This is a genomic window from Microbacterium meiriae, from assembly GCF_040685015.1.
Taxonomy (GTDB): Bacteria; Actinomycetota; Actinomycetes; order Actinomycetales; family Microbacteriaceae; genus Microbacterium; species Microbacterium meiriae.
In genome coordinates this window covers 1,486,434-1,512,716 of sequence record NZ_JBFBHD010000002.1, presented here as the reverse complement: position 1 = coordinate 1,512,716, position 26,283 = coordinate 1,486,434, and the positions used below count along the sequence as shown (strand labels likewise).

Below are 26,283 nucleotides of genomic sequence, written 5' to 3'. Positions count from 1 at the left end.
CTCCGATGCCGATCTTTGGCACGGACGGCGTGCGAGGACTCGCCAATGGCATCCTCACCGCCGACCTGGCGCTCACCCTGGCCCAGGCGACTGCTGTCGTCCTGGGCCAGGGCCGTACGGCGGAGGCTCGCAAAGCCGAAGGCAAGCGACTCACCGCCGTCGTCGCCCGTGACCCCCGGGTCTCCGGGCACTTCCTGACCGCTGCCGTCGCCGCGGGCCTCGCCTCTTCCGGAGTCGACGTCCTCGAGGCCGGGGTCATCCCCACGCCGGCTCTGGCGTTCCTCGTGGCGGATCGCGATGCGGACTTCGGCGTGATGATCTCCGCCTCGCACAATGCGGCGCCCGACAACGGGATCAAGATCTTCGCCCGCGGCGGACGCAAGCTCCCCGACGTCGTCGAGCAGCGCATCGAGGAAGCCATGCATGGCGAGATGCTGCGCCCGACCGGTGCCGGCGTCGGTCGCATCGACCGTTTCTCCGATGCGGAGGACCGCTACGTCGTCCACCTGCTCGGCTCGCTGCCGCACCGCCTCGAGGGCGTTCACGTCGTGCTCGACTGCGCCCATGGCGCCGCTTCCGGGGTGTCTCCCGAGACGTTCCGCGACGCCGGCGCCGAGGTCACCGTGATCGGTGCCGACCCCGACGGCTGGAACATCAACGACGGCGTAGGCTCCACCCACCTCGACAACCTGGCCGAAGCCGTCGTCCGGCTCGGCGCCGACGTGGGCATCGCCCATGACGGCGACGCCGACCGCTGCCTCGCGGTGGACGCGCAGGGCAACGTCGTGGACGGCGATCAGATCATGGCGATCCTGGCGCTGTCGATGAAGGAGCGCGGCCGTCTCACCGACGACACGCTCGTCGCGACGGTCATGAGCAATCTGGGTCTGCACGTCGCGATGCGCGAGCACGGCATCACAGTGCGCCAGACGGCCGTCGGCGACCGCTACGTGCTCGAGGACATGAACGAGGGCGGGTACGCGCTCGGCGGCGAGCAGTCCGGACACGTCATCATGAGCGAGTACGCGACCACGGGGGACGGCCTGCTCACAGGTCTCCATCTCGTGGCCGAGATGGCGCGGCAGGGCAAGTCCCTCGCAGAGCTCGCATCGGTCATGACGGTCTACCCGCAGCTGCTGATCAACGTCCGCGACGTCGACAAGGATCGCGTCGCCGAGGACGAGGTCGTGCAGCAGGCGGTGCGCGATGTCGAGGCTGAACTCGGCGACACCGGGCGCGTGCTGCTGCGCAAGTCCGGCACCGAGCCGCTCGTGCGGGTCATGGTCGAGGCCGCCGACTCCGAGTCGGCCCGGACCTATGCGGAACGTCTCGCGGCGGTCGTGCAGGAGCGCCTCGCGCTCTAGGACCGCCGTCTCCGAACCGGTCGGTCGCCTCGGCGGCCGGCCGGTTCGTCGTCTCCGGAGGCCGCGTTCAGCGGGCGGCGCAGAGGCGGCTCGTGGTCCCCTCGGCCAGCGTCGCCGTGGGGCAGTCATCGAGGGCCAGTCGCGGTGCCTCGGTCATCGACGGCGCATCCTGCAGGCCGAGATGCGCGCCGGTGAGCACCACCAGCGGCACCGCCCAGCCCCAGCGCTCCGCGGCGACCCATTCGACGTCGTTCTCCTCGACCCAGGCCCGCAGCGGCTCCACGTCGGCGCGCTGCGCGGCGAGCGTCAGCCCGGGGGACGTGACGGTGCCTGCGAGGTGCAGCACCGCGCCCGCCGCGACGATCATCGCGACCAGGGCCGCCGCGACGGTCCCGCCGAGCCGCCACGCGCGTCGCTCGGGAAGCCGCGCGACCGCCCAGACCGCGACGGCGGCGAGGACCGGGAAGAAGGCGAGGATCCCCGGCGCGGGATGCCGGACCCACAGCGGCAGACGCGAGGCGGTCGCCCACCAGGTCACGAAGGCGAGGGCGCCGACGACGGCCGCGAGAGCGTAGGCGATGACCACACGTTCCTCTTCCGTCGCGATGCGCCAGCGACGGGCGACGCCGAGCGTCACCAGAGCGAGGGTGAGGACAGCGCCGAGGAGCGCGACGGCGGGCGGCAGCGACCAGGAGTCGGCGAGCGTGCCGAGCTTCTGCAGCACCGTCGTCGCGGCGTCGGCCTGGCCGCCGCTGCGCACGAAGCGGACGAACGCGCGCAGGTGCTCCACGAATCCGGCCGGGCCGAGAGCGAGGAGCGCCCCCAGCTCGAACAGGGCCGTCGGCACCGCCGAGAGGAGGAGCGGCAGCCACGCGCGGCGCAGGGCGTCGCGGACGCGTGCCCATCCGCGGCCATCGGCGAGGACCCACAGCGCGACGGCGTAGGCAGGGAGGGCGAGCGCGGCGATGAGCTTGGCCTGCACTGCGAGACCGACGAGAAGGCCCGCGAGCCAGGCCCGTCGCGGGAGCACGGCGAGAGCCCAGACCAGGAGCGCCGCGGCGGGGATCTCGCCCAGCAGGTCGGCAGGCCCCTCGATGGGGGAGACGCCGGCGCCGGCGGTGAACGCCAGGGGGACCGCGACGGCGAGAAGTGCCGCCCACCGCCCGCCGATACGACGGCCGAGGACCGCGAGTCCAGCGAGGAGCAGCAGCCAGAAGGCGAGCGGCACGAGTCGGGCCGCCAGCACCGGGTCCATGCCGGTCGCCAGGAGCGCCGCGACTGGGAGGAGCACGACGGGCCCCGTGGAGATGCGGGGGTCGAACGGAGTGATCGTCGAGCCGGACAGGGCGCCGTCACTGGCGTATCCGAGCCCGGCGAGGAGGTTGCGGGGCACGGTCAGATTGAACGCCTCGTCCTCCCAGAAACGGGACACCGTGAGGCTGTGCCAGGCGAGGACGACGTGGCCGATCACGAGGGCGGCGGCCGCCACCCAGAAGAGGGCCGTGCGCAGCCGGCTCATCGGCGCACGGGCTCCGGACGACGGACGGCGCGGAGCGGAGCGGACGGACGCAGCGAGAGGAGCCAGGCCTCGCTGAGGGCGGATCGCACGAAGACGCGCAGGCGCTTCGGTGGCAGGGGGAGCCCGCCGCCACGGCCCCACATGGTGCCGGTGCTGGAGGCACCGCGGCGCGGGATGCTGGCGACCCGGACGTACCGCACGCGGAATCCGCCGCGGGCCTCGGCGAGCGAGAAGTGTACGTGCGGCACCGTTGCGTCCGCGGGCACCGCCTCGACCAGGACTCGCAGAGCCTCGGGACGGTAGGCGCGCAGGGGCGTGTTCACGTCCGGGATGCGGCGACCCGCTGCGACGGCGATGAGGAGGCCGACCGCGCCGGTGAGCGTCTTGCGGTACCAGGGATCGGTGCGTCCGTCGCGCACGCCGTGCACGACGTCGGCCTGCTCGTCGGTGAGCGCACGCAGCAGCCGGGGGAAGTCGGCGCCGTGGAACTGCCCGTCACCGTCGACGTGCACGAGCGCGTCCGGGTCTGCGGCGAGTCCGGCGCGATAGGCCGCGAGGGCGGTCGGCCCGTGTCCGCGGTTGGTCGCCTGCACGACGACGGTGGCGTCGGCGACGTCGTCGAACACGGTCGCGGTGGCGTCCGTCGAACGATCGTCGGCGATGTGGAAGGAGACCTCGTCGGCCAGAGGCTCGACCGCCGACCGGATCTCGTCGATGAAGCCCCGGATGCCCTCCACCTCGTTGTAGGCGGGCATGACGATGGCGAGGTGGCGGAGAGTCACGGAGTCCTTGCGGTGGCGGGCTGCAGAGGTGTCAGCCAGTAGCCTAGTTGAGCCATGAATCCTCCCTCCCGACTGCGTCGCCTCGCCGGCGTGGGCAGCCGCTTCCTCGTGGTCGGGGCGCTGAGCACCCTGATCGAGGTCGGCGTCTTCAACCTCCTCGTCTACGCCTGGGGGTGGGACGTCGTCGCCGCGAAGATCGTGGCCTCGCTCGTCGCCCTCATCAACGCGTACATCGGCAACCGCGAGTGGACCTTCCGCCACCGCGATCGCCGGGGACGGGCCGCGGAGGTCGCCCTGTTCCTCGCGACCAACGCCGTGTGCACCGCGCTCGGGGCCGCGCTCGTGTGGGTCGGCGTCGAAGCGGTCGGCGGCATCCTCGGCCGCACGCCCGGAGCCGTGGCGGTCAACCTCGTGAACCTCGTCAGCATCGTCATCGTCGTGCTGCTGCGCTTCGTGCTCTACCACTCGATCGTCTTCCGGGTCGCGTCGCCGAAGGCCTGAGCGGCCGACGGGGTCGGCGTCAGGCGGTCGCCTTCGCTCGTCCCCGACGAGGACGAGCGTCGGACCTCTTCAACTGGATAGGGTCTTGCTCGATCGGGGTGGTCGCGCCGTAGGTATAAGCGCCGTAACCGTAGCTGTCCGGGCCCTTCGTCGGAAGCATGGTCACGACGGTGCCGAGCATAGCCACGCCGGCTGTCTCGAGAGCACGGATCGCGCCCGCGAGCTCCTGCTTCTTCGTCTTGCCGGACGCGGCCACCAGGATCACCCCGCTCGTCTTCTTGCCGATCACCGCGGCGTCTGTCACGGGCAGGAGCGGGGGAGCGTCGATAAGAACGTAGTCGAAGTACTCCGTCATCGACGACAGCAACTGGTCCATCGCTGACGATCCGAGCAGCTCGCTCGGGTTCGGCGGAACCGGGCCGCTGGGCAGCACGTACAGCTGGTTCGGCCCCCACTTCTGCAGAGCATCGGCGAGGTCGACACGCCCGATGAGGACGGTCGTCAGACCGACCCCTCCCTCTATTCCCATGTAGTCAGCGATGCGGGGGAGGCGCAGGTCGCCGTCGATCAGGGCGACCCTGACCCCGGTCTCCGCGAGGGCGATCGCAAGGTTTGCTGTCGTCGTCGACTTGCCCTCGCCCGGTCCGGAGCTTGAGACGACGATCGCGCGCGGGCCCGAGTCCACGCGGAGGAACTGCAGGTTGGTGCGAAGCGTGCGGAAGGATTCCGACCGCGGGCTGCGTGGGTCGGCGTGCACGATCAGCGGCCGTTTCTGGGCCTCGGGGTCGAAGGCGATGCCGCCCAACATGGGGCGATCCGTAATCTGCTCGATGTCGTGGAGCGTGTGGATGCGCACGTCGAGGAGCTGCCGCAACACGGCTACGGCCACCCCGGCGCCGAGACCGAGCAGACCTCCGAGAAGGGTGAGCAGTGGAACATTCGGGCTGGAGGGGCGGGTCGGAGCGGTCGCCGGGTCCGTGACGGTGATGCTCACCGGACTCGTCGCTCCCTCGGCGATCGGCTTCTCCAGCGTGTTCTGCACGGCGGCGGCGAAGCTGATCGCCGTCTGGTTCGCGATCTGCGCCGACCGCTGAGGGTCGGTGTCCGTCGCGGTGATGTTGATCGTGACCGTGTTCAGAGGGGTCGTCGCCGTCACCTGAGAGGCGAGACCGGTGACGGTCGTATCGAGATCCAGCTCGTCGATCACCGGTTGCAGGACCAGTTCCGTGCCGATCACATCGACGTAGGTCGTGACCATCTGCCGCGCGAACGTCGTGCCCTGGACGAGATCGCCGGTGGCGGCGCCCTCGCTGCGGACGGAGACGTACAGCTGTGTGGACGCCACGTACCTCGGCGGCTGCGTGAGGGCGTACGCAGCCCCGGCGAGCAGGCCGATGAGCAGCAGCACGAGCATGATGATCCAGTTCCTGTGCAGGATGCGCAGGTAATCGCGAAGTTCCACGCGGGAGATCTCCTGAAGTTTGTGGGGGAGAATGCGGTCATTCTCGCATAGCGGGGCGGGCGGGTGAGTTCTCAGCGCAGGAACTTCGCGCGTCGTTTCCTCGACGCTAGGAATCGTGCGGGGTTGGTCGTGGGCAGCATTGTGATGACCGTGCCGAGAATCGTGGCCCCGACTTTGTCGATGCTGTCGATGGCTGCACGGAGCCGTGGACTCGTCGTCTTGCCGGCGGCGACCACGAGGAGGGCGCCGTTGGACTGGCCGGCGAGAACGGCGGCATCCGTGACGAGCAGGACGGGCGGCGCGTCGATGATGACGATGTCGAATGCGACGCGGAGATCGGCAAGCAGGGAGGACATCGCGGTGGATCCCAGGAGCTCCGCCGGGTTCGGAGGGATGGTGCCGGCGGGAAGCACGAAGAGCGCGCCGCGGCCCCAGCGCTGGAGCGCATCGCTCGCGGCGATGCGCCCGGCGAGGACATCAGTGAGCCCGACTCCTCCCTCGATCGCGAAGTAGTCCGCTACGCGCGGCATGCGCAGGTCGCCGTCCACCAGCGCGACCTTCGATCCGGACTGGGCGAACGCGATCGCGAGGTTCGCGGCGGTCGTCGATTTCCCGTCTCCGGGCCCCGCGCTGGTGATGACGACGACTGGCGTCGAACCGCCTGCGGCGAGGAATTCGACGTTTGTACGAAGGGCGCGGAAGCCCTCCGCCCGTGGATCCCGCGAATCCGCAGCAACCACCAGGGGTTGCTGCGGGGCCTTCGGGTCGAAGGCGATACCACCGAGGACCGGCACCGAGGTCGAGCGCTCCACGTCGTCGATGGATCGCACGCGGGTATCGATTGCGGCGCGGAGCGCGGTCAGGGCGAATCCTCCCGCTATGCCGACAATCCCCCCGATCGTCATCGAGGTCGTGACGTTCGGGGCGACCGGGGCCACCGGCACCTGTGCCACCTGCAAGGTATCGATGCGGATGGGGCTCACCGAGTCATCGGCGCGCTTCTCCAGCTGTTCGACGACGACTGTCGCGAAGCTCTCTCCGATCGCATTGGCTACTCGGGCGGATTGACTCGGGTTCCCGTCGGAGACGGTCACAGAGATGGCCAGGCTGTTCAGTTCGGCGGAAGCTCTGACGTTCTCCGCCAACTGCGCCGGACGGAGATCCAGGCCGAGGTCGTCGATGACGGGCTGGAGGACGAGGGCACTGGGCACGAGCGCGACGTAGCTCGATACTGCTTGCTGGGCGTAGGTGCGACCGAGGTTCAGGTCGGTGGAACTTCCCGAAGGGGACTGCGCCGACACGAACAACGTGGTCGTCGCGTCATAGCGCGGCGCGGCATTCAGGGCGACGAAGGTTCCGCCTGCGAGGCCGATGAGGGCAGCGGAGAGGAGCAGCACCGCATTGCGTCGCAGGATGCGCACGTAATCGTGGATTTCCATCGTCTCCCGAACATGACCGCTTCGTCGTTCGACGCCGGTAGTAGTGTTTCTCGAGACTATCCTCCCCACGCCTCTCTCGTACGGAAGCCGTCTCATGAGCACGCTCGACGATCTCTTCGCGGGCGATCGCCGCACGCCGAGTCCTGCGCGCGATCACGGCGCGACGGCCTTCAGCGCGAAGCTGGAGCACTTGGTCGGGGAGCCGCGGAGGGAATCCCCGAGCGTTCACGGCGACGCGGAGACGCTGCGGCTGCGAGAGATGGTCGCCGCTCCTCTGGTCGCCGGTGCAGCGGACGGCGGCTCGCCCCCGCGCGCTTCGACCGCGCCATTGCGCCGAGGGCGAGGGCGCAGGTTGCGCATCGACCCTGTCAACGCCATCGCCGCGGCCCTGGCTGTTGCGGCCGTTGTGGGAGCCGCGGGTTTCGCGGGCATCAAGGGGGCCAGCGCGTCGCCAGCCGAGACGGCGGCGGAGGCCCTGCGGGAAGACAAGGCGGCTCTCGCCAGCGCCGAGCAGGGGCTGGAGGCCGCCGCAGGGCGCCTCGATGCGCAGACGTCATCGGAGAACGAGATGGCCGCCGCCACACGGGCGGCGCTCGTCGAACTCGACGGAACCATCGTGGATCCGGTGGCACGCGACGCGGCGGTCGCGGCGGCCGACGCCTACATCGGCGCGTTGCGGACATTGGAGCCGCCTGCGCTGCCGCAACCGAGTCCGCCGTCGCCGGTGGACACCGGTTCCCTTCCCGAAGTCGCAGCGGCCATCGACGATGTGCGGGCGCGGGCGGATCTGGTCGACGAGGCACTCACGCAGGTCCGTCTGCTCCGGGCCACCGCGGAATCGCACCGCTCACCGTTCATCCAGGCCCTGAGCTCCTTCGCCGTCGGCTTCACCGACCGCGCTGAAAGTGAGGTCCGGGCGAATCCAGCGGCCGCCCTGGAGTTCCGCGACGCCGTCACCGCGGCGGGTGTGCGCGTCTCGACCGCGCCGCTGCACGAGCCCGACGGACAGGAAGCCCTCATCGCGTATGAGGAGGCGGTCTGGGCTCTTCGCGCCGACGACCGCCGCGAGCGCCTCGAGGTCGAACAGGCGCAACGCGCACAGAGGGATCAGGGCGCCGAGGAGCAGGTGACGGACCCCAGCACGCCGCCGGAGGACGAGACGGCCCCCGAGAGCGGAACCGAACCGCAGCCGTGATCGGCGCTCGCGGGCAACCGAGGGTCAGCTCTCGGCGACGGCGAGACGGACCACACGTACGACCTGGGCGACCGCCGGAACGAGCTGCCGTCCGGATCGCTCGTATGTCGCCTGTGACTGTCGATACGGATCGACGATGTCGTCGTCCTCGGGGCTGAGCGCCGGCGGCGCCATGCCGCGACGGCCCGCGACGGCGGCGACGGCGGCGCGGAGCTTCGAGGACGGATCGGTGTGGTGTGAGGCCGCCTCTCGAAGCTCGCCGTCGGAGGCGTCGGCGGCCAATCGAGCGAACTCCCGAAGCGTGAAAGCCGCTCGCAGGCGGACCGGTGCCAGCTCCACGACGGACCGGCGGTGTTCCCGTGACATCCCCAGGATGAGGTCCGGTGTTTCCAGGAGGGAGGCGGTGAGCTGACGGGACCGGTGCGCCGTTGCGACGTCGAGGGCGACCCCGTACCGAGTGGCGAGGGTGACCGTTTCCTCCGGCATGACCGCGCCGACGATGCTCCGGGTGCCCGCGCTGGTGATGGTCCCCGGAAGATCGGCCAGACCGGCGCGGATCAGCTGTTCGGCCAGCGGAGAGCGGCAGATGTTGCCGGTGCAGATGGTGGTGATCTCGAACACGGGAGCCTTTCGTGGCGGTCGTGGTCAGCGTAGCCGCGTTCCGTAGCGGCCTCGGTCCTCGCCGGAGGTCGAACCGATGTATGGGTAGGCTGTGCCTCAACTGAACACACCACGCGAGGGGGCAGCGCGAGCGTTGGGAATTCGAGGAGCGGGGGGTCAAGTTTGAGTCCTGAGGGTGTCGCCATGGCGCCCGAGCGGCGTCGTGCGCTCGCCGCGGCTCTGGACGCCGGCGCGTGGGCGCTGGGAATCGTCGCCGCCGTGGTGCTGCGTTTCGAGTTCGCCATGACGGCGGCGACCTGGGTGGCGACGTTGGCGCTCGGGCTCGTCGCCGCGGCACTGCACGTCCTGCTCGGGCTCCAGTTCGCGCTCTACCGCGGGCGGCTGAGCTACGGCTCGTTCGACGAGGTTCGCGCGCTCGGGTTGGTCGTGATGGGGGAGTCGATCCTGCTCGGAATCCTCGTGATCCTGTTCGGCAACGCGGTCGGGATCCCGCGGGGCACGGTGTTCCTCGCCTTCCCCTTCGTGCTCCTCTTGATGTTCGGCGTCCGCTACCTCACCCGCTTGCTCTCGGAGCGGACGCGTAAGCCCGGCGATGAGGCAGAGCCGGCCATCATCGTGGGCGCGGGGTACCTCGGCGACAACGTGCTGCGAAGCATCCTCACCGACCCCGCATCGCCGATCCGGCCGGTGGGACTCCTCGATGACGACCCCGCGAAGAAGCACCTGCGCCTGCGGGGGGTGCCCGTGATCGGCACGACGAGCGACCTCGCGGAGGCCGCCGCGAGGACGGGAGCGACAACGCTCGTGATCGCCGTGGCGCGTGCCGACGGCGCGCTGCTGCGCGAGCTCACAGACCGCGCGGAGGCGGCAGGCATGAGCGTTTCCGTGACCCCGAGCCTCACGCAGATCCGCTCCGGCGAGGGATCGCCGGCCGACCTCCGTGACGTCAGCATCGAGGACCTCATCGGGCGCCACCCGGTGGACACGAACGTCGAGCTCATCGCCGGCTACATCACCGGCAGACGCGTGCTCGTCACGGGGGCCGGCGGTTCGATCGGCTCGGAACTGTGCCGGCAGCTCGCGAAGTTCGGCCCCAGCGAACTCACCATGCTCGACCGTGACGAGACCGGCCTCCAGCTCGCGCAGATCCGCACCGCTGGACATGGTCTTCTCGACACGAAGGATGTCGTCCTCGCAGACATCAGGGAACCCGAGATCCTCCGCCGCGTCTTCTCCGAGCGGTGTCCGGAAGTTGTCTTCCACGCCGCGGCACTCAAGCATCTCCCGATGCTCGAGCAGTACCCGGACGAGGCGTGGAAGACCAACGTGCTGGGGACACTCAACGTCGTGCAAGCGGCCCGCGAATGCGGTGTGGCGACATTCGTCAACATCTCAACCGACAAGGCGGCCAACCCGACGAGCGTTCTGGGCCATTCCAAGCGTCTCGCCGAGAAGATCACTGCCTGGGCCGGAGCGGAGACGCGGATGCGCTATCTCTCCGTTCGATTCGGCAACGTGATCGGCAGCCGGGGCTCCATGCTGCCGACCTTTCAGGCGCTCATCGACTCCGGTGGGCCACTGACCGTCACGCACCCTGACGTCACGCGCTACTTCATGACGATCCCCGAGGCCTGCCAGCTCGTCATCCAGGCTGGCGCGGTGGGGCGGTCCGGCGAGGTGCTGATCCTGGACATGGGAGAGCCGGTGTCGATCCTTGACGTGGCCAAGCGGATGATCGCGATGTCCGGCAAAGCGGTCGAGATCGTGTTCACGGGACTCCGGGATGGCGAGAAGCTGCACGAAGAGCTCGTCGGAGATCGCGAGAGCCTCGAGCGGCCCTTCCACCCCAAGGTGTCGCACACGCGTGCTGACCCCCTCGCACCGGACCGTCTGGACCGCGCCGGGTGGTACTCCCGGATGGGGGCCACGCCTCCGCCGGTTGACGCCACGTCGGTCACGCCGATGCCACTCGTCGACACGGAGGGCGCTCCATGAGCAAACGAATTCACATGTCGTCGCCCGACATCGGCGAGGCGGAGCACGAGGCGGTCCTCGCCGCCATGAGGTCGGGCTGGATCGCTCCTCTCGGCCCCGACGTCGATGCGTTCGAACGAGAGCTGGCTGCGCGAGTCGGCGTCGCGCACGGCGTCGCGCTGAGTTCCGGTACCGCGGCGCTGCACCTGGGGCTGATCGTGCTCGGAGCGGGGCCAGGCACAGTGGTCCCGACCTCGACCATGACTTTCGCAGCCACCACGAACGCGATCACGTACACGGGGGCGGAGCCGTACTTCATCGACGCCGACCCGGCGACCGGGAATATGGAACCGGAACTGCTGCGAACGGTTCTTCACGAACTCCGTGCCTCGGGCGCCACCGTGCCGGCGATCGTCCCGGTCGACCTGCTGGGAAAAGCGGTCGACTACACCGCCATCCTCGCGATCGCCGCCGAGTTCGAAGTGCCCGTGCTCGCGGACGCCGCGGAGTCACTGGGAGCCACCCATGGCGGACGAGCGGCGGGCAGCTTCGGATCGGCGTCAGCGGTGTCGTTCAACGGCAACAAGATCATGACCACCTCCGGCGGGGGGATGCTTCTCACCGATGACGGCCAGATCGCCCGTCGCGTGCGCTACCTCGCCACTCAGGCTCGCCAGCCCGTTGTCCACTACGAGCACACCGACATCGGCTACAACTATCGCCTCAGCAACCTGCTCGCGGCGCTCGGCCGCGCACAGCTCAGGCGCCTGGACGAGATGATTGGTCGGCGCCGGGAGATGAGAGCGGCGTACAAGACCCTCTTCTCGGACGTCCGGGGCGTCGAGGTCTTCGGCGCGGCGGGCGACGAGGCGGACAACGCTTGGCTCACTTCGATCCTCGTCGATGCCGATGAGACGGGGTGGACGCCTGCCGAGCTTTCCACCTACCTCAGCGGTGATGACATCGAGACGCGTCCGCTGTGGAAGCCGATGCACGCGCAGCCCGTGTTCGCCGGGGCACGGGGAATCATCACCGGAGCGGCGGACGAGCTCTTCCGCCGCGGGCTCACGCTGCCCAGCGGCTCCGCCCTGACGGATGAGCAGCGAGAGCGCGTGCTCACCCGGATCGGCGGGTTCCTGGACGGGAAGCGATGATGGCTGTCCGGGTTGCGTCTTCCTACGACCCGGTGAAGCGAACGTTCGACGTCCTGGGCGCTGCCATCGGCCTCGTTCTCCTGCTGCCGGTGATCGCCGTCACCGCGATCTGTGTCGCGATCGATGTCGGCCGACCGGTGATCTTCGCGCAGCCGCGTCCCGGCCGCCATGGTCGGATCTTCACGCTCTACAAGTTCCGCTCCATGCGCAGCGTCGATGACAGGCACCGCTTGGTCACGGACGAACAGCGCGTGACCAGGTTCGGGCGCGTTCTCCGCGGATCGAGTCTCGACGAGCTGCCGTCGCTGTGGAACGTGTTACGAGGGGAGATGAGCGTCGTCGGTCCGAGACCCCTGCTTGTCGAGTACCTCGACCGCTACACGCCGGAGCAGGCTCGGCGGCATGAGGTGCGCCCGGGGCTCACCGGCCTCGCGCAGGTCGCGGGCCGGAACGCCGTGAGCTGGGAGCGTCGCTTCGCGCTCGACGTGGCCTACGTCGATGCCCGAAGCCTGGGCCTCGATGCCCGTATCCTCGCGCGTACCGTGGGTCTCGTGCTCCGACGCGAGGGGATCACGCCCCCCGGCTCGGTCAGCGCGCACACATTCGAAGGAACCGGTCACCCATGAGCACTTCCCCGATCTCGCTGGTCATCATCGGAGCAGGGGGCTTCGGGCGTGAGGCCCTGGACACCTACCTCGCTGCGAAGGCCGTTGGACTGATCGACATCGACCTACTCGGAGTCGTGGACGATGCGATCACGGACGGGGATGCGGCGAAGCTCGACCGCCTCGGCGTGACCTACCTCGGTACGCGGGAGAAGCTCGCCGCACAGACGAAGGTGCGGCTCGCCGTGGCCATCGGGGACCCCCGCGTCCGGGGCAGAGTGACGGCGGAGTGCCTCTCCCTGGGGTACGAGCTGCAATCCCTCGTGCACCCTACGGCCGTCATCGGGTCACTCACCACTGTGGGCCCCGGAAGTATCGTCTGTGCGGGGGTCCTCGTCTCCACCTCAGTGCGCCTTGGTCGTGGCGTACACCTGAATCCCGGGGCCACTGTAGGCCACGATACGACGCTCGAGGACGACGTCTCGATCAATCCGCGAGCCGTCATCTCGGGGAATGTCCTCGTCGGACGGGAGGCGCTCGTCGGTGCCGGGGCTGTGGTGCTGCAGGGCCTCGAGGTCGGGGCGGGCGCGACGGTCGGCGCCGGTGCCTGTGTCACTCGCGACGTCGATGCCGGACGGATCGTGAAGGGAGTGCCGGCCCGATGACGCGGACGGTCGCCATCGTCCTGAAGACCGCAGCAGGGGGGCTCTGGATCCTCCCGCAGGTACGCGCGTTGCGCGAAGCGGGTGCGCGTGTGACTGTGTTCATCCCCGATGCGCCTGGTCGCCTCGGTGACCGGCTCGCCGAGATGGCTGCCGACGACGACGGCGTCGTGGTGCGGCGGACCCGCTATCAGTTCGGGCTTCTGCCGAAGCCGGCGAACATCCGCGACTTCCTCTCCTTCGCTCGCGACCTGCGTTCTCTCCGTCCGGACGCGGTGCTCTACCATCTGTACGCCAGCGCCCTGGCGACGCGAACGGCCCTGCTTGGTCGTCGGACGAGGGCGGTGCACATGGTCGCCGGTCCTCTGCATTTGGAGACCCCCGTGATCCGACTTGCGGAGAGGGTGCTGCACCGTGCGGACGACGTCATCGTCTGCGGGTCGGACGACACCCTGCGCCGGTACGCCGAGGTGGTCTCCGGTGCCGACAAGCTCGTGAGCATCCCCTACGGCGTAGACACGCGGGTCTTCATGCCACCGCAGGGTGGAGACCAGCCGATGGCGGACGAGCCCCGCCGCGCGGGCTCGTCTTTCGAGGTCATCATGGTCGCGTTCGTGTATGCCCCCAAACGTCTCGTGCATCGTGGACATGGCATCAAGGGACATGCGGAACTCCTGCAGGCGTGGGCGGCATTCGTGCGCGACCACGAGGACGCGCACCTGACAATCGTTGGCGGCGGGTTCCGTCCTGAGGGGGAGCTCTATCGCCGCCAGCTCGTCGATACCCTTCCCCGTTCGCTCGAGGAGCTGCGCGTCACGTGGTTGGACACGGTGGACGACGTGCGAGCGGCCTACGCGGCTGCTGACGTCAGCGTCAGCCCGTCGTTGTCCGAAAACCATGGCGCGGCGCTGGAGGCTTCGGCGATGGCGGTACCGTCGATCGTGAGCGACGCCGGCGGTCTGCCCGAGACCATGGTGCACGGGGTCACCGGCTGGGTGATTCCCGCCGGCGACTCCTCTGCTCTCCGTGACACGCTCGAGGAGGCGTATCGAGCATGGCAGGACGATAGGCTTTCCGCGATGGGCAATGCGGCGAGGGCGAGAGCCGTAGAGCTGTTCGACAGCACTGCCGCCGCAACACGCGTGGCGCAGGTCGTCCTCGACGGGGCATTCCGGTGACCGAAGGGGCGCCCCGGGTTCTCGTCTTCTCGGAAGCACGCTTCGCCATGGACGCGGCCGGACGCTTCCTCTCCGAGGATCCCGGCGTGAACGGCTGCGCCTGGGCGCGAGAGCTGCCAGGGGACTCTCTGTCTCCGGTGCTCGCCGCCCGTGCCCGGCTCGATGATGATTCCGCCGGCTCACCGCTGAGCGGGGAGACGATCGCGTTGCCGCACTACATCGGGCTCCGTCAGTCGGTCCTGCGCCTTCCCGCCACGTGGGCCGCCGTACGTCGGAGTGTCGGCGGCGCGGATCTCGTGTTGGTCAAAGTTCCCGGCGTGCTCGGCACCCTTGCGACCCTCTCGGCGCGTCGGCGCGGTATCCCCGTCGCCGCGGAAGTCGTTGGTGATGCCGAAGGCGTCCTGCGTTCCGGTGCGCTGGGCGCGGCGGGCCGCCTTCTGCGCCCCGTAGTAGGCATGGTCACGCGCCTTGTCGTTCGCCGAGCGAGAGCCGTCAGGTATGTCACGGAGCGGGAACTGCAGCGGCGCTATCCGCCCGCGCCGCATGCCGAGGTCGCGTCCTTCTCTGATGTGGTGATCGCCGACGAACCGCGCTGGAAGGGAACAGAGGACGGGGCACCGCACCTCGTGTCGGTTGGCTCCGTCGACCAGCTTTACAAAGGACATCACCACCTGATCGAAGCTCTGGGACGCATCCGGGATGAGTTTCCGACTGTCACGCTCACCGTGGTCGGTTCAGGGCGGAGGATGCCGTTCCTGCACGAGACCGCCCGCGAGCAAGGGGTACCCGACGCCGTCCGTTTCACCGGGTATCTGGGCGACCCGGCGGAGGTGGAGGCGGTGCTCGCCGAGGCGACGTTGTTCGTTCTCCCCTCGCTCACGGAGGGGATGCCGCGCGCGCTGATCGAGGCGATGGCAATCGGCGTACCGGCCATCGCTAGTCGCGTCGGCGGGGTGCCGGAGCTTTTGCCCCCGTCCGCGACTTTCGACCCGGGCGACGTGACGGCGATGACGCGACTGCTGCGCGAGCTGCTCCGGTCACCGGAGCGGCGCCGCGAGCTTTCGACCGCCGGAATCGCCGCGACCCGGCGATTCTCCCCGTCCGCGCGCGCCGCCGCGCTGGCAGACTGGCAGCGGACGCTGATCGGCCTGGCCGGAGGTGGATGAGATGAAGCCCACGGTCGTCGTCCATGTCATCGGAAGTCTCGATCACGGCGGCGCAGAGAAAGTCGCCCTCGATCTGTGCGAAGCGATTCCGACCGCCCGCGTCACGCAGGTCTTCTATTGCTTCTCCGGGCGAGAAGGTGCTCTCGCCCCGCGGTTCCGGCATGCGGGCGCGGTGGTGTCCGTGGCGCCTGCCGGTGGCACGCTCGCCCGAGTCGGCGCGCTCCGACGCCTCGTGCGAGAGCGCGGGGCGGATGTCGTCGTCTCGCACGTCTCGCTTGCGAGCGCTTTCCTCCTTCTGGCCGTGCGCGGCACGGGCGTGCGGCGGCGCATCGCCCGCGCCCACAGCACGGGTGACGATCGAGGCGGTGGCCTGCGAACGGCGTATCGAACGGCTGCTCGAGCGCTGTTGCCCTTCTCGGCGACCCACGTCGTGGGAGTCAGCGATGCGGCTCTCCGCTTCCTCATCGGACGGTGGGGGAGGCTCCATCGCTGGCTCGACGTGGAGACGCGCGTACTGGTGAACGGCGTCGACGTCGGGCGCTTCCACCCGACGATGGAGGCGTATGGCGTGCGGCCCCCACGAGTTGTGCACGTCGGCCGCGCGTCGCCGGAGAAGAACCGCCGTATCCTCGTGCCGATCTTTCGGGCGCTCCGCGCCGTGGGGCCTGTGGAGATGGTGGTGGTGGGTCCCGGCGGGACCGCGGACCTCGGCGAGCTGCCCAGCGACGGAGGTTTCCGTGTCGTGGGTGTGGTCGACGATGTGGCACCGATCCTCCGGGAGGCGGATGTCCTTCTGCTGCCCTCGTTCCGGGAAGGGCTTCCTGGTGTCGTGCTGGAGGCCCTGGCCAGCGGTGTTCCCGTCGTCGCCTCCGACCTCCCGACCCTCCGCGAGCTCGAGACGCTTCCCGGCGTGGCCTTCGTCTCCCCAGAGGCCGCCGCCTCCGAGTGGGCGGCCGCAGTGGCACGAGCGATGGACCTGAGCCATGCTGACCGCCGCGCTCTGGCGGAAACCGTAAGAGGTTCGAGGTTCACCCTGGAGAGGAGCGTGAATGACTGGCTCTCGCTCTGGTGATCTTCTGCTCGTCGCGGACGCTACCGGTCGACACCATCGATGGGTGAGGGTGTGTCTCGGCCTCGCCATATGCTTAGTGACGCTGATCTGGAGCACATCGACCGGAGGCGGGGAGGCGAGCGCGGCGCAGGCCGGTATGCTCATCGCCGCGTTCATCGGCCTCCTGGTCACGGCCTGGAATCCGCGTGCGGGGGCAGGCGGAAGCGCCTTCCTCTACTTCTTCGTCTTCGCCCTGTTCCACGGCGGCCTCGTTATCGCGTACGTGCTCCATGGCGACGCCGCACTGCTCGGCGGCGGCGACAACTCCTGGATCGCGGCCGAGCGGCTGGCTCCGGCGACCTCCCTCACCGTGATCGGTGCGGCGAGCGCCAGCGCGGGTGTTGCTCTCGGTCAGTTCGCGCGTGCCAAGACTCCGCCCTCGCCGGTGGCGACGGCGCCCGCCGGGAGGCTTCCGGTCGTCGGCGGCGCGGCCGCCGTCATCGGCGCGGGAATGATCGGTTCTGCGCTGTGGTCGAACGGCGGTCTCGCCAGCGTGGGTGGCTACCTCGAGTTCCTCGACGTGGTGGCCGGCGAGTCGGTGTTCAGCTACGGCACCCTCCTGCTCGGGCTGGGGCTGTGTCTGCTGGTGGCGAGTGGCGGACGCAGCCGCATCGTCGGCTGGGCCAGCATGCTGGCGCTCGCCGCCTTGGCGCTGCCGCTCGGGCTCCGCGGCCCGGTACTCTTCCCGCTCGTTACCCTGGTGATGATCGAAGCCAAGCGGCGACGCCTACGGTTGTGGGTCTTCCTGCTCGTGGCGGCCGCGGTGCTCTCGGCGATCAGTGTGATCCGGCAGACCAGAGCCCAGGGGTTCAGCGGGCTGCTCGAAGGTGGATGGACGCGGATCGACCCGATCGACGGTGCCGCCGAGATGGGCTATTCCCTGTTCCCGGTGGTGCAGGTCGAACAGTGGATGTCGGCGGGACTGCCTCCGATGAACGGCGTCACGTTCATCGCGCCGGTTGTAAGGGTCGCGGAGCGGCTGCTGGGGGTGCCGTCACCGCCGGGGGATCAGGACCTGCGCCTGTTCAACGTCGAGGTCTTCACCCGTATCGGCCCCATCGGCGGTTCGCCGATCGCGGAGGGGTACCGGAACTTCGATGTGCTGGGCGTCGTCCTCGTCATGTGTGTCCTGGGATTCGTGCTGGCGCGGATCGACCGGCTACCCGGGACTCCACAGGGAGCGGCGCTGGCCGCCGTCATCATGCTGCCGGTCGTGACCGCGGTGCGGAACTCCTTCGCTCCGGTCATCCCGCAGATCCTCATCGGTCTCGTCTTGGTGGGAGCGGCTTTCCTCGGGTCACGCGACCGGGGCGGCGGGGGGACTGGATGAGGAACCTCGTCAAGGCCGTCTCCGCCATGATCGCGGGATCAGGAGCGCAACTGGCGGCGAATGCGCTGGCGGGGTTCCTCGCGACGGCATGGCTGCCGGTGGCCGAGCGCGGGCTCATGATCCTCGCGCTCTCCGCGTCCGCCATCGTCTCCCTGCTGGTCAGCGCCGGCATCGGCAACACCCTCAGGGCGAGGCTGCCGCGAGCGAACCATGAGGAGGCGGTCGAGCTACGCCGCGCGTTCACGACGGCGGGGCTCATTGTGATCGTGGTCTCGGCGGTGGTCGGGGGCGGGGCCGCGGTGCTTCTGCAGGGCACCGACGCGAGGATGGCCACGGCGCCGATCATCGCGGCGGTCGCGCTCGCGACCTCGTCGCAGGTCGGCATCGCCCTGCTCACGGACGCGCGCTTCGCCGGGATGAGGTACGCCGCCGGCGCTCGCTGGGCCGCCGGCAGCGCTGTCGCGGGGCTGCTGAGCTTGGGCCTCGCGCTCGCGTTGTGCGCCGGGGGCGGCATCACGCCCACGGCAGCGCTCCTGGTGGCGGCTCAATACGGAGCGGTCGCGGTCGTCGCGGTCGTCTCTGTGGTCTTCGCCTTCCGCGATGGCGACCTGATGTCCGGGTGGGCATCCGCCCTCCGTGTATCGCGGCTCTTCGTCGCGGGGGTGTCCACCCTCGTCCTCCCGCTCGCCATCGTGGTCATCGCCCGGTCCGACCGGCTCATCCTCGGAGCCGTCACCTCGGCCACCGTGGTGGCGGTGTACGGCCTGGCGGCCACCTATGCAGAGGTCATCCGCGTCGTCCCGACGGCGGTCGCGCAACTCGCTCCAGCTCGGGTCGCCGGAGGGGGCGGATCGCGCAGCGTGGCGGGTCTCGCCGTACTCTCGGTGCTCGCAACCGCGGTCACGGCAGCTGTCGTCGGTCTCGCGGCGACCTGGCTGACCGTCCCGCTCTTCGGCACCCCGTACACCGATGCCGTCGCTATCACCTGGCTCCTTCTTCCCGGCGAGGTGTTCTACGCGCTGGTCGTGCTGGCGAACCTCGTCCTCATCGGGGGGGAGTGGAATCGCGCGGCGACACTCGTCGGGCTCTCCTCCGTGCCGGTCGCGCTCGTGCTCTACAGCGTCGGTGCGATGCTCGGGGGCGCTGAAGGGCTGGCCGTCGCGCGCGATCTGGTGCTGGCGGTCATGGCGATCGCCGGTGGCATCGCCGTCTACGTCGTCTTCCGCCGGCGCCGTCCGGGACTTACTGCACCCGAGCAGGGACGCCCCATGCCCGTGAACCCGCCGGCACCGACCGTGTGACGACGGCGCCCGCTCCGATGGAGCTGTGATCGCCGATCGTGACTCCGGCGAGCACCGTCACCCTGGCGCCGAGCCAGACGTCTTCCCCTATCGCCACCGGCGCGGCGATGAATCGCATCTCGGCGAGCGGGACGGTGTGGTCGTGGTTGGCGTCCCGGATGACCACGTTCTCCGCCACCTTGGTGCCTGTGCCGAGGAAGACCTCCTCGCGCGCGACTATCACGGCGCCGGGCCCCAGGTAGTGGGCGTCGATCGACAGCCGTGCCCCCGGCCCCGCCGTCAGCGTCACATTGCGGGTGACCGCGCAGGAGCGCACGCGTAGGGACCCGCCCGGTGACACCCTGATGTCGCAGCCGGGGCCGATGAAGGTGGCACGGTCGGCATCGAAACCGGGGTACATGAGGCGCAGACGCGTCTTGCGGACCGACGAGCACGCGAGCTCACCCAGTCGCCACACGCCGCGCAGGAGCTTCGCGACGGTTCGGCGCAGTGCGGCGATGGGGGTCATGGGAGGCTGCTCCGGATCGTGGGGTTTCGTCAAGGGGCGCACTGATCGGTGATGTGCACGGGGCTCTCCCGGGAGAGCGGGGTCTGCACCAGTCCAAGTTCGCCGGCCGCTCCCTGCGGAGGGGTGAAAGCGAACCGGATGCTGTGCACGGAATCGAGATGGTGTTGCACTTCCACCTTCACGACCGGGCGTCCGAGGTGCTGACCCGAAGAGATCGGCTGCACGGGTGCGCCGTCCACGCTGATCTGCTTCAGAGTGCCACCGGTCGGACCATAAATCGCGACGTAGGTGCTGATATCCGCGGGGGCGTAGTACGGCCCGGTGATGTAGTACGGAAGTCGCGACGCGGTGGCCGCGTCCAACATCGATGTCAGCGTTGTCGTCCCCTCCATCGTGCCTTCGCCACGGCACAGCGTGGTCGACATGTCGAGGTAGTAGCTCTTCTTCGAACCGGTGTTGTCGTTCACGAAGACGCCGATCTTCGTGGCGTTCGCCGTGTCAGGGGGAAAGGTGCCGGCGAGAGGTGAGTCCGAGACCAGCGCGGCTTCGTCCGCGTCGTCCGTCTGGTAGAGCAGACGGCGCTCGTCAACCGCCTGCGCGAGGGCGGCCATCAGCACGTCGGGCGCGAAGGCCCCACTGGTGAGTGCGCTGAACACGCTCGATGCGGCACCGGCGAAGAACGCGTTCTGCATCATCGGATCCTCGTACCGGAAGTAGACCTCGTTGAGGAGAAGCGGGACGGCGTTGTCGGCGGTCAGTGCATCTCCGGTCGGCAGCGTCAGGGGTCCGGTCGCCCTCAGGAGATAGGAGAGCGCCACCGGGTCGACCGAAACCATGCCGTCGAAGTCTGTCGGCCCGAGCTGTGCCCACCATCCCTGCATGATGGACGCCGCCGAGGGAAAGTCGGGCACCATCGTGAAATCCGGCGTGTACTTCCCGATCTTGTCGCCGAAGATGGCGACGGCCTCAGGGTCGAGTGATGCGACGGGTTCAGGAGTCGGCTGCGCGAAGTCGGAGCTGTCGGCGAGGCCGGTGATCTCGAGGCGACCGGCGTCGGCGCGCACGACGATGAACACGGCGGCGTTCCCGCCGAGGCTCCGAGCCTCCGAGTTGCCCTGAAACATGAGGAGATAGTCGCGGGGACCCGCTGCGCCGAGGGCGTCCGGGAGCAGGTGGGCGAGATCGCGGAGGGGGGCGAGGAGCGGGGTCGCCTTCGACAACGCCTCGTCGACCATGTTCACGCCCGTCGCGACCTGGCTTGTGAGCTGCGATCGGTCGATCGTGGCCATGGTGTCCACGGCGCTCGCGACACCGGCTGCGATGCGGTCGATCGTAGGCGCCAGCGTCGACAGCGCATCGAGGTCCATGCGTCCGTCCACAGGACGGAACGTGTCCAAGTCGATCGAGGTCGCGGGGTCGATGACATCTCGCGCGAGCTGGTCGACGACCACCGCGACGGATCTCACGGCAGCGAGATCGTCGCCAATCACGGGTAGCTTCGCAGCCAGAGCCCACAGCGGGTTTCCCGTCGTGTCCACGGCTGCAGCCGTGTCGTCGGAGAGCTGTGCGGCGGCTGCGGTTGCGGCCGGTCGGTCGGCGGCGAGAATGGCTGACTGCACTGTGGTGAGGCTGCTCATCGCGGCGGTCAGGTGCGAGCGCACACTCGATGCCTGCACGTAGAGCAGTGCGGCCCCGGCTCCGACCACCAGGACCAGGGCGGCCGTCCCGATCAGCACCGCCGTGAAAGCACGACGACGCCGGCTTCGGGTCCGGTGCGATCGCGGGTTGGAGGGCGTCGTCGTCTCCGGCACCGGTCGGCCCCGGTGCGCGCGGGCTTCGCGGCGACTGCGCGGGAATTCGGGTTCTTCGGCTGCGTCGCTCATCGGCGCGCTCCAGTGACGTCGAATTCTCGACGCCAACCGCCCGGCGGAACGGACTTGGCCGACATCGATGCACGCATAGTGACGAGAGTATCGCGGCACGGTCGGCGCGATAGAGCAGGATCGTCATCCGCTGGAAGAGGCCGGAACCCGACGGGCGCCGACGGACACCGCGGTGAGGAGGAGGCAGGTGATGACGGCCCCGAGGAAGGTGCCGGTGGTGTTGGCGATCACATCGCTGAGCGTGGGGAACCGGGACGGCATCAAGCCCTGCACCGACTCGATCACGACGCTCAGCAGACCACCGGCGAGCGTGACCTGCCAGAGTCGAAGCCGTGGCCAGGCGAAGGGCAGCAACAGCCCGACAGGGACGAAGAGGGCGACGTTGGCCAGGATCTCCAGCACCACGGCGCTCTGCTGGTACGGTGCGATGCCGGCTTCCGCGACCCAGCGGGCCATCACGCCCACGAGACCCGTGACCTTGGACGACACGGCCGCGGGCAGCCAGACGGTGAAGCCCACGAACAGCAGGTAACCGACCAGGGCGACGCGGGCTGCCACCCTGCCGCGCGGGGCACGGGTGGCGAGGGTCGGGGTCATGGCGTCATGCTATCCGCGCCGCCGGAGCAGTCCACTCAGGATCGCGACCCGAGCTGCTCGATGTACCGCAGCAGCACTCCTTCGCGCAGCGCCCACGGCGACACCTCCAGCTCCTCCACCCCCAGTGCGCTCATCGCAGCATGCAGCGACACCGCGGCCGCCACGATCTGGAACGTCCGGTCGGGCGTGATCCCCGGGAGCTCCTGGCGCGCCGAGGCGGGAAGGCGCGCGAGCCGCGGGATCCACGAACCGAGCGCCTCGCGGGGGAGCAGCATCCGCTCGATACCCGACCAGCCGGGGACGGGATAGCCGACCAACCGTGCGAGCGAACGGATCGCCTTGGAGGACCCCACGACGTGGTCCGGACGGGGGAGGGCATGGAACCGGGGGACGACCGCGTCGAGAGTCGCTGCGGCGTGTGCCCGCAGCCGCTCCACATCGTCCTCACCCGGCGGATCCTGCGGGAGGAACTGCACCGTCATGCGCCCGGCTCCGAGCGGCACGGAGGCGGCGACGTCCGGTACCTCCTCGGCGCCCGCGGCGATCTCCAGGGAGCCGCCGCCGATGTCGAGGAGCAGCAGCTGGCCGGCGGACCACCCGAACCAGCGCCGCACCGCGAGGAAGGTGAGCGCGGCCTCGGTCTCCCCGTCGAGCACCTGGAGCGGCTGACCCAGGACGGCCTCGATGCGCGCGATCACCTCGGCTCCGTTGCGGGCATCGCGCACGGCGCTCGTGGCCGTGGCGAGGAGCGCGTCCACGCGTTCCGCCTCCGCCACCCGGCGCGCCTGCGCGACAGCGGTCTCCAGGGCCTGCACGCCGTCCTCCGCGATCGCCCCGTCCGGTGTGAGGTACCGCATGAGGCGCAGCACGGTCCGGTCGCTCGTGGTCGCGAGCGGTCGTCCGCCCGGGCGTACGTCGGCGGCGAGCATGTGGACGGTGTTGGATCCGATGTCGAGGACTCCCAGGCGCACGGGATGAGGATACTCGCGCGCGGTTACGATGGACGACGTGACCACCGCCGACCCCACGCTGCCGCTGTCGCCGTACCGGGAGATCGGGCGCGCGGAGTGGGCGCGTCTCGCCGCCGGACTCGACCAGCCTCTCACCGAGACCGAGGTCGTGGAGCTGCGGGGGATCGGCGATCGTCTCGACCTCACCGAGGTCCGTGAGGTCTACCTCCCGTTGAGCCGGCTGCTGAGCCTGTACGCGAGCGCGACGAAGCAGCTCGGTGCGGCCACCTCGTCGTTCCTCCAGGAGGACGACACGACCACGCCCTTCGTCGTCAGTGTCGCCGGCTCCGTGGCCGTGGGCAAGTCGACCATCGCCCGGCTCCTCCGCGAGCTGATGAGCCGGTGGCCGGGGACGCCGCGCGTGGAGCTGGTGACGACGGACGGCTTCCTCTACCCGAACGCCGAGCTGGAGCGCCGGGGCCTCATGGACCGCAAGGGCTTCCCGGAGTCGTACGACCGCCGGGCGCTGATCGAGTTCCTCACGGAGGTCAAGAGCGGAGCGCCCGAGGTGCGGGCGCCGTTCTACTCCCACATGCGCTACGACATCGTGCCGGACGCGCACGTCGTGGTGCGCCGCCCCGACGTCGTGATCGTCGAGGGGCTCAACGTCCTGCAGCCTCCGCCCGCGCCGAACGACGTCGCCGTCAGCGACCTCTTCGACTTCTCGATCTTCGTGGACGCCGACACCGCGCACATCGAGAAGTGGTACGTCGACCGGTTCCTCGCGCTGCGGCAGGGGGCCTTCAGCAACCCGTCGTCCTACTTCAACGTGTTCGCGCACCTCACCGACGAGGAGGCGATCACCACCGCACTGGGATATTGGAACGAGATCAACATGCCGAACCTCGTCGAGAACGTCATGCCCACGCGGCACCGCGCGCGGCTGGTTCTGCGCAAGGGCGCGGATCACGACGTGGAGAGCGTGCTGCTGCGCAAGCTCTGAGGCGCCCTGGCGGACGTCCTATTGTTCGGACGACTCGCAAAAATTCCCGCTTACCCTTATCCCCATGTGTGGAATCGTCGGATACGTGGGCCCGCGGCCCAGCCAGGACATCCTTCTCGCCGGCCTCGCCCGGCTCGAGTACCGCGGCTATGACTCCGCGGGCATCGCCGTGATCGACGGCGAGGGAACGCTGGGCATGCGCAAGAAGGCGGGCAAGCTCGCCATGCTTCGCGACTCGCTCGGCGATGCACCCCTCGCCGACGGCACGACCGGCATCGGTCACACCCGGTGGGCCACGCACGGCGGCCCGACCGACGTCAACGCGCACCCGCACCTCGCCGACGACGACAAGCTCGCGGTGATCCACAACGGCATCATCGAGAACTTCGCCGCGCTGCGCGACGAACTCCTCGCCGACGGCGTCGCCTTCCGCAGCGAGACCGACACCGAGGTGGCCGCAGCTCTGCTCGGCCGCGAGTATGCCGGCAACGGGGGCGACCTGGCGCTCGCGTTCCGCGCCGTCGTCAACCGCCTCGAGGGCGCCTTCACGCTCCTCGCGATGCACCAGGACCACCCGGGTCTCGTCGTCGGCGCTCGCCGCAACTCGCCGCTCGTGATCGGCCTGGGCGAGGGGGAGAACTTCCTCGGCTCCGACGTCGCCGCCTTCGTGGAGCACACCCGCAAGGCCCTCGCGATCGGTCAGGACCAGATCGTCTCGATCACCCCCGACGCGGTGACCGTGACCGACTTCGCCGGCACGCCCGTCGCCGCCGAGCCGTTCGATGTCTCGTGGGACGCCGCCGCCGCCGAGAAGGGCGGATGGTCGAGCTTCATGGCCAAGGAGGTCGCGGAGCAGCCGGAAGCCGTCGCGAACACGATCCGCGGCCGCATCCGCGACGGTCAGGTCGTCATCCCGGAGCTGGACGGTCTCGACGACCTGTTCGTCGGCATCAACCGCGTCATCATCACCGCGTGCGGCACCGCGTCCTACGCGGCCCTCGTCGGCAAGTACGCGATCGAGCAGTGGGCGCGCGTGGCGGTCGACGTCGAGCTCGCCCACGAGTTCCGGTACCGCGACCCCGTCATCGGCGCGGACACCCTCGTCGTCTCGATCAGCCAGTCCGGCGAGACCATGGACACCCTCATGGCCGTGAAGTACGCCCGGGAGCGCGGTGCCCGCACGCTGTCCGTCTGCAACACGCAGGGGGCGACGATCCCGCGCGAGTCCGACGCCGTCGTCTACACGCACGCCGGCCCGGAGGTCGCCGTCGCCTCGACCAAGGCGTTCTCCGCCCAGATCACGGCCCTGCTCCTGCTCGGCCTGCACATGGGACGAGTCCGCGGCGTCGTGGCCGACGCCTCGACCGATGTCGAGGAGCTCGCCGCGCTGCCGGAGAAGGTCGCGAAGGTGCTGGAGAGCGAGCACGAGCACGTGACCCAGCTCGCGGGCTGGATGGCCGACACCCGTTCGGTGCTCTTCCTCGGTCGCCACGTGGGCTACCCGATCGCGCTCGAGGGGGCGCTCAAGCTCAAGGAGATCTCCTACATCCATGCGGAGGGCTTCGCCGCCGGCGAGCTCAAGCACGGTCCGATCGCGCTGATCGAGCCGGGCCAGCCCGTGTTCGTGCTCGTGCCGTCGCCGCGGCACTCGGCACTCGTGCACTCCAAGGTCGTCTCCAACATCCAGGAGATCCGCGCCCGCGGTGCCCGCGTGATCGTGGTGGCGGAGGAGGGCGACGCCGCCGTGCTGCCCTTCGCCGACGAGGTCATCCACATCCCGCTCGCCGGCCCCATGTTCGAGCCGCTGCTGGCCGTCGTCCCGCTGCAGATCTTCGCGATGGCGCTGGCGACCGCGAAGGGCCTCGACGTGGACCAGCCGCGCAACCTCGCGAAGTCCGTCACGGTGGAGTGACCGCCGACCCACCCTGTTCTGTTCGCCCCACCCCTCTGCGTGCGCACGCAGAGGGGTGGGGCGTTC

23 protein-coding genes are annotated in these 26,283 nt (G+C 69.6%); 14 read left to right on the top strand and 9 right to left on the bottom strand.

The features are described 5' to 3' along the window. Window positions 1–5 precede the first annotated feature (5 nt). A complete protein-coding gene (glmM, locus tag AB0N68_RS15695; protein WP_144880707.1) occupies window positions 6–1,364 on the top strand; it encodes a phosphoglucosamine mutase in 1,359 nt (452 codons plus the stop codon). Between the two features lie 67 nt (window positions 1,365–1,431). On the opposite strand, the gene AB0N68_RS15690 is transcribed toward glmM, so the two are convergent. After that, on the bottom strand, window positions 1,432–2,883 hold the full coding sequence (locus AB0N68_RS15690; RefSeq protein WP_292795027.1) for a hypothetical protein: 1,452 nt from the start codon (window positions 2,881–2,883) through the stop codon (window positions 1,432–1,434). Beyond that, window positions 2,880–3,665: a glycosyltransferase family 2 protein gene (locus tag AB0N68_RS15685; protein ID WP_259953021.1), complete on the bottom strand. Its 786-nt coding sequence runs from the start codon at window positions 3,663–3,665 to the stop codon at window positions 2,880–2,882. Before AB0N68_RS15685 ends, AB0N68_RS15690 begins: the two co-directional genes overlap by 4 nt. 54 nt (window positions 3,666–3,719) lie before the next feature. Here AB0N68_RS15685 and AB0N68_RS15680 point away from each other — a divergent pair, with 54 nt between their 5' ends. After that, window positions 3,720–4,166 (top strand): GtrA family protein, encoded by a 447-nt coding sequence (locus AB0N68_RS15680; RefSeq protein ID WP_187663385.1) that lies wholly within the window; start codon window positions 3,720–3,722, stop codon window positions 4,164–4,166. Window positions 4,167–4,185: 19 nt separating this feature from the next. Here AB0N68_RS15680 and AB0N68_RS15675 read toward each other — a convergent pair whose 3' ends face one another. Together AB0N68_RS15675 and AB0N68_RS15670 are read right to left on the bottom strand one after the other, a co-directional pair. Next, complete coding sequence (locus AB0N68_RS15675; protein ID WP_292795024.1) at window positions 4,186–5,628, bottom strand: tyrosine-protein kinase domain-containing protein; 1,443 nt, start codon at window positions 5,626–5,628, stop codon at window positions 4,186–4,188. 71 nt (window positions 5,629–5,699) lie between these two features. Continuing rightward, complete coding sequence (locus AB0N68_RS15670) at window positions 5,700–7,067, bottom strand: tyrosine-protein kinase domain-containing protein (RefSeq protein WP_292795022.1); 1,368 nt, start codon at window positions 7,065–7,067, stop codon at window positions 5,700–5,702. A gap of 94 nt (window positions 7,068–7,161) precedes the next feature. On the opposite strand from AB0N68_RS15670, the gene AB0N68_RS15665 reads away from it, so the two are divergent. Next, entirely contained in the window at window positions 7,162–8,262 is a 1,101-nt protein-coding gene (locus AB0N68_RS15665) for a hypothetical protein (RefSeq protein ID WP_292795020.1), read from the top strand. A gap of 24 nt (window positions 8,263–8,286) precedes the next feature. Here the strand turns inward: AB0N68_RS15665 and AB0N68_RS15660 are convergent, their stop codons facing one another. Continuing rightward, window positions 8,287–8,883, bottom strand: coding sequence for an arsenate reductase/protein-tyrosine-phosphatase family protein (locus AB0N68_RS15660; RefSeq protein WP_363333061.1), 597 nt, complete (start codon window positions 8,881–8,883; stop codon window positions 8,287–8,289). 183 nt (window positions 8,884–9,066) lie between these two features. Between AB0N68_RS15660 and AB0N68_RS15655 the strand changes: the two genes are divergently transcribed. The 9 genes from AB0N68_RS15655 to AB0N68_RS15615 all read left to right on the top strand — a co-directional run bounded on the left by AB0N68_RS15655 (window position 9,067) and on the right by AB0N68_RS15615 (window position 19,364). Further along, window positions 9,067–10,878 carry a polysaccharide biosynthesis protein gene (locus tag AB0N68_RS15655; RefSeq protein ID WP_292795016.1) on the top strand — a complete coding sequence of 604 codons (1,812 nt, stop codon included), beginning with the start codon at window positions 9,067–9,069 and terminating at the stop codon, window positions 10,876–10,878. Then, complete coding sequence (locus tag AB0N68_RS15650) at window positions 10,875–12,011, top strand: DegT/DnrJ/EryC1/StrS family aminotransferase (protein ID WP_292795014.1); 1,137 nt, start codon at window positions 10,875–10,877, stop codon at window positions 12,009–12,011. The genes AB0N68_RS15655 and AB0N68_RS15650 overlap by 4 nt, the downstream gene beginning before the upstream one ends. Then, entirely contained in the window at window positions 12,011–12,637 is a 627-nt protein-coding gene (locus AB0N68_RS15645) for a sugar transferase (protein WP_363333058.1), read from the top strand. The genes AB0N68_RS15650 and AB0N68_RS15645 overlap by 1 nt, the downstream gene beginning before the upstream one ends. Continuing rightward, window positions 12,634–13,281 (top strand): NeuD/PglB/VioB family sugar acetyltransferase, encoded by a 648-nt coding sequence (locus AB0N68_RS15640; RefSeq protein ID WP_292795010.1) that lies wholly within the window; start codon window positions 12,634–12,636, stop codon window positions 13,279–13,281. Before AB0N68_RS15645 ends, AB0N68_RS15640 begins: the two co-directional genes overlap by 4 nt. After that, window positions 13,278–14,456, top strand: coding sequence for a glycosyltransferase (locus AB0N68_RS15635; protein WP_292795008.1), 1,179 nt, complete (start codon window positions 13,278–13,280; stop codon window positions 14,454–14,456). Before AB0N68_RS15640 ends, AB0N68_RS15635 begins: the two co-directional genes overlap by 4 nt. Beyond that, window positions 14,453–15,622 (top strand): glycosyltransferase family 4 protein, encoded by a 1,170-nt coding sequence (locus tag AB0N68_RS15630; RefSeq protein ID WP_292795006.1) that lies wholly within the window; start codon window positions 14,453–14,455, stop codon window positions 15,620–15,622. Before AB0N68_RS15635 ends, AB0N68_RS15630 begins: the two co-directional genes overlap by 4 nt. 1 nt (window position 15,623) lies before the next feature. After that, entirely contained in the window at window positions 15,624–16,694 is a 1,071-nt protein-coding gene (locus AB0N68_RS15625) for a glycosyltransferase (RefSeq protein WP_292795004.1), read from the top strand. A gap of 76 nt (window positions 16,695–16,770) precedes the next feature. Further along, a complete protein-coding gene (gene wzy / locus AB0N68_RS15620) occupies window positions 16,771–18,063 on the top strand; it encodes an O-antigen polysaccharide polymerase Wzy (protein ID WP_292795002.1) in 1,293 nt (430 codons plus the stop codon). Then, a complete protein-coding gene (locus AB0N68_RS15615) occupies window positions 18,060–19,364 on the top strand; it encodes a lipopolysaccharide biosynthesis protein (protein ID WP_292795000.1) in 1,305 nt (434 codons plus the stop codon). Before wzy ends, AB0N68_RS15615 begins: the two co-directional genes overlap by 4 nt. On the opposite strand, the gene AB0N68_RS15610 is transcribed toward AB0N68_RS15615, so the two are convergent. The 4 genes from AB0N68_RS15610 to AB0N68_RS15595 all read right to left on the bottom strand — a co-directional run bounded on the left by AB0N68_RS15610 (window position 19,306) and on the right by AB0N68_RS15595 (window position 23,323). Further along, on the bottom strand, window positions 19,306–19,872 hold the full coding sequence (locus AB0N68_RS15610; RefSeq protein WP_292794998.1) for an acyltransferase: 567 nt from the start codon (window positions 19,870–19,872) through the stop codon (window positions 19,306–19,308). The two genes, AB0N68_RS15615 and AB0N68_RS15610, sit on opposite strands and share 59 nt — an antisense overlap. A gap of 29 nt (window positions 19,873–19,901) precedes the next feature. Continuing rightward, the gene (locus AB0N68_RS15605) at window positions 19,902–21,608 is read right to left on the bottom strand and encodes a DUF4012 domain-containing protein (RefSeq protein WP_292794996.1); all 1,707 of its coding nucleotides are present in this window, start codon (window positions 21,606–21,608) and stop codon (window positions 19,902–19,904) included. 270 nt (window positions 21,609–21,878) lie between these two features. Continuing rightward, window positions 21,879–22,352 (bottom strand): VanZ family protein, encoded by a 474-nt coding sequence (locus AB0N68_RS15600; RefSeq protein ID WP_292794994.1) that lies wholly within the window; start codon window positions 22,350–22,352, stop codon window positions 21,879–21,881. Between the two features lie 35 nt (window positions 22,353–22,387). Further along, complete coding sequence (locus AB0N68_RS15595; RefSeq protein WP_259953048.1) at window positions 22,388–23,323, bottom strand: Ppx/GppA phosphatase family protein; 936 nt, start codon at window positions 23,321–23,323, stop codon at window positions 22,388–22,390. A 28-nt stretch (window positions 23,324–23,351) separates the two neighbouring features. Here AB0N68_RS15595 and coaA point away from each other — a divergent pair, with 28 nt between their 5' ends. Next, window positions 23,352–24,305 carry a type I pantothenate kinase gene (gene coaA / locus AB0N68_RS15590; protein ID WP_292794992.1) on the top strand — a complete coding sequence of 318 codons (954 nt, stop codon included), beginning with the start codon at window positions 23,352–23,354 and terminating at the stop codon, window positions 24,303–24,305. Window positions 24,306–24,369: 64 nt separating this feature from the next. Next, on the top strand, window positions 24,370–26,217 hold the full coding sequence (gene glmS, locus AB0N68_RS15585; protein WP_187663386.1) for a glutamine--fructose-6-phosphate transaminase (isomerizing): 1,848 nt from the start codon (window positions 24,370–24,372) through the stop codon (window positions 26,215–26,217). The last annotated feature ends 66 nt before the right edge of the window (window positions 26,218–26,283 follow it).